Here is a 3745-nt window from a genome sequence, read left to right as displayed (position 1 = left end):
CGACCTGCGGCTCAGTCATGGGTGACCGCGCGGCGGGTGGTCAGGCAGCGCTCGAGTGCGCGGAGGGCGTGTGACATGCGGGCCATTTCAGCAGACGCCCCCCGCGTCCGGGGCGGAGGATCAGGCGGTGAGCACCAGACCGCCCGCCGCGTCGGCAGCGACGTCGACCCGCACGGAACCGCCGTCGACGACGTCTCCGCCGATGAGCAGGCGCGCCAGCGGGTCGCCGATGGACGACTGGATGAGCCGGCGCAGCGGCCGGGCGCCGTACGCCGGGTCGAAGCCCGTCTCGGCCAACCACCGCTTGGCCTCGTCGCTGACGACGATCGCGATGCGCCGTACGGCGAGTCGCTTCTCGAGCAACGCGAGCTGGAGGTCGACGATGTGGGTCAGGTCGTCCTTGCTCAGCGCGTCGAACTGCACGACCTCGTCGAGACGGTTCAGGAACTCCGGCTTGAAGCTCTGGCGCACGACCGCCATCACCGACTCGCGCTTCTTCTCCTCGTCCAGCGTCGGGTCGACCAGATAGCTCGACCCGAGGTTGCTGGTGAGGATCAGCAGCGTGTTGCGGAAGTCGACGGTGCGACCCTGACCGTCGGTGAGCCGGCCGTCGTCGAGCACCTGGAGCAGGATGTCGAAGACCTCCGGGTGGGCCTTCTCGACCTCGTCGAGCAGCACGACGGAGTAGGGCCGACGCCGCACGGCCTCGGTGAGCTGACCACCCTCGTCGTAGCCGACGTAGCCGGGAGGCGCCCCGACGAGGCGCGAGACCGAGTGCTTCTCGCTGTACTCGCTCATGTCGATGCGCACGATGGCCCGGTCGTCGTCGAAGAGGAAGTCGGCCAGCGACTTGGCCAGCTCGGTCTTGCCCACGCCCGTGGGGCCGAGGAAGAGGAACGACCCGGTGGGCCGGTCGGGGTCGGCGATGCCGGCCCGCGAGCGTCGTACGGCGTCGCTCACCGCGATGACCGCGGCGTGCTGGCCGATCAGGCGCTCCCCGACGACCTCCTCCATGCGCAACAGCTTGGCCGTCTCGCCCTCGAGCATCCGGCCGGTCGGGATGCCGGTCCAGGCCTCGACGACGTCGGCCACCTGCGCGGCGCCGACCTCCTCGCCGACCAGCGGCTCGACGCCCTCGGCGGCAGACTTCTCCTGCGCCGCGACGGCCTCGATCTGTGCCTCGAGGGTGGGGATCCGGCCGTAGAGGATCTCGCTGGCCTTCTCGAACTCGCCCTCGCGCTGGAGCCGCTCGGACTCGATGCGCAGCTGGTCGAGCTGACGACGCAGGTCGCCCTCGCCCTCGAGCGTGGCCTTCTCCTGCTCCCAGCGGGCCTCGAGCCCGCGCAGCTCCTCCTCGCGGTCGGCGAGGTCGGCGCGCAGGACGGCGAGCCGCTCGACCGAGGCGTCGTCGGACTCCTTGGCGAGCGCGAACTCCTCCATCTTGAGCCGGTCGACGCGGCGACGGAGCTCGTCGATCTCCTCGGGCGAGCTCTCGATCTCCATGCGCAGCCGGCTGGCCGCCTCGTCGACGAGGTCGATGGCCTTGTCGGGCAGCTGGCGGCCGGGGATGTAACGGTCGGAGAGCGTGGCCGCAGCCACCAGGGCGGCGTCGGTGATGCGCACGCCGTGGTGGGCCTCGTACTTCTCCTGGATGCCGCGGAGGATCTGGATGGTGTCCTCGACGCTGGGCTCGCCGACGAACACCTGCTGGAAGCGGCGCTCGAGGGCGGGGTCCTTCTCGATCCGCTCGCGGTACTCGTCGAGCGTGGTCGCGCCGATCATGTGCAGCTCGCCGCGGGCCAGCATCGGCTTGAGCATGTTGCCGGCATCCATCGCTGAGTCGCCGCCGGCGCCCGCTCCGACGACGGTGTGGAGCTCGTCGATGAAGGTGATGATCTGCCCGCCGGCTTCCTTGATCTCCTCGAGCACGGCCTTGAGGCGCTCCTCGAACTCACCGCGGTACTTCGCTCCTGCCACCATCGCGGCCAGGTCGAGGCTGAGGACGCGGCGGCCCTTGAGGCTGTCGGGCACGTCGCCGTCGACGACGCGCTGGGCGAGCCCCTCGACCACGGCGGTCTTGCCGACGCCGGGCTCACCGATGAGCACCGGGTTGTTCTTGGTGCGACGACTGAGCACCTGGATCACGCGGCGGATCTCGGCGTCGCGGCCGATGACGGGGTCGAGCTTGCCGTCCTGGGCGGAGGCGGTGAGGTCGACGGAGTACTTCTCCAGCGACTCGTACGTCGCCTCGGCGTCCTGGTTGGTCACGCGCCGGTTGCCACGCACGGCCGTGAGGCTCTCGCGCATCCCGGCCTCGGTCAGGCCGGCGTCGGCCAGCACCTGCTGGGCGCTCGACTCGACCCCGGCGAGGGCGATCAGCAGGTGCTCGGTGGCGACGAAGTCGTCCTTCATCGAGCGGGCGAGGTCGAGAGCAGCGGCCAGCACGCGGGTCAGCGCGGCGGAGGCCGCAGGCTGCTTGACCGTGGCGCCGCTCGCGGAGGGCAGCTTGGTGAGCGTTGCCTCCGACTGCGCCGCGAGGAGCCGGGCGTCGACGCCGGCCTTCTCCACGAGCGAGCCGGCCGTGCCCTCGCCGTCGCGGAGCAGCGCCGTGAGCAGGTGGATCGGCTCGACGGCGCTGTGCCCGCCGCTCGTGGCGGCCAGCTGGGCGGCCTCGATGGCCTCGCGGCTGCGGGTGGTGAACTTCTCGGCGCCGAAGGTGCTCATGGGTGCTCCGCTCTCGTGCGTGGGGTCAGGCTTGCTAGGTCCAACCTACGGTAAGTTGAGTCTATTCCACTCAACTTACCGCGTCCATGCACGGAACGGGATGAGCACCCGATCACCCCTTGCGGGGCACCAGCCGGGCCTGGCGCACGCTGTCGCCGACCCCCTCGACCTGCAGCTCGCCCCCACTGAGCCGCGCGACGACGTGAACCGCGCTCGCACCCGGCCCCTCGACGGCATCGATCTCGACGCTCACCGACCCACGCGGGCCCTCGCCGTCGACCTTGCCCGTCCCGCGGAAGCCGACCTCTCCGGTCGGACGGGCGACGGTGACGTTGAACCCGCCATTTCCATTGGGCCCGTCGGGCTCGATGAGCACGACCCAGCGCACGAACGACTCACCGGTCGACTCGTTCTGGCCGAGCAGGGTGGCGGCGATCGCCGGCGCCTTGGCGAGCGCCTCGGGCGCGGCCCCGACCTGGACGACGTGGGTGCGTGGTCCGCAGCTGAACGCCCCCACGGTCCGCGCCTTCTCCGGCACCAGGGCCGACCACGCCGCTTCGGCGCGGTGCTCACCCTCGGGCACCGCCACGGCCTCGATCGTCAGGTCCTTCTTCTGCGCGCTGAGGATCTTCTCGTCCTCACGCGGCAGCCGGACGTCGACCGAGCGCCCACGGCGCGCGGCGAGCATCCTGATCGCCGTGTCGACGCGAGCCTGCTGCCGCTCAGGCAGCTGGAGTCGCCGTCCGACCAGGCGGTCGAGGTCGTCGTCCGCGCCGAGGAGGGCCAGCACGGTCGCCCCCGACACCGCCACCTCCGGGTCGTCGTCCTCGAGGGCCTTGCGGGCGAGGTTGAGCGCCTTGCTGCCCCCCACCCCGGCCAGGGCTCGGACGGCGGCGGCACGGACGCCGTCCGCCACGTCTCCCCGGCCTCGTCCCTGAGCGACCTCGATCAAGGCAGTGCGAGCCTTCTCGCCGTCCCTGCCGACCGCGGCTTCCTGGAGCAGCCCGAGGGCGGCTCCCGG

Annotated in this window: 2 protein-coding genes; both read right to left on the bottom strand. The window is 71.5% G+C overall.

Annotation, left to right across the window (positions count from 1 at the left end; all coding sequences use genetic code 11):
- Nucleotides 1-120: 120 nt before the first annotated feature.
- Nucleotides 121-2724 (bottom strand): ATP-dependent chaperone ClpB, encoded by a 2604-nt coding sequence (gene clpB / locus VOI19_RS16090; RefSeq protein WP_323793979.1) that lies wholly within the window; start codon nt 2722-2724, stop codon nt 121-123.
- A 112-nt stretch (nt 2725-2836) separates the two neighbouring features.
- Nucleotides 2837-3745 (bottom strand): HEAT repeat domain-containing protein (locus tag VOI19_RS16085; protein ID WP_323793978.1); only part of this gene is annotated, 909 nt, incomplete at its 5' end.

The sequence above is a fragment of the Nocardioides sp. genome, from assembly GCF_034670285.1.
In the GTDB taxonomy this organism is placed as follows: Bacteria; Actinomycetota; Actinomycetes; order Propionibacteriales; family Nocardioidaceae; genus Nocardioides.
Note: the sequence above shows the minus strand (reverse complement) of the source record. Positions and strands in the feature narration are given on the sequence as shown.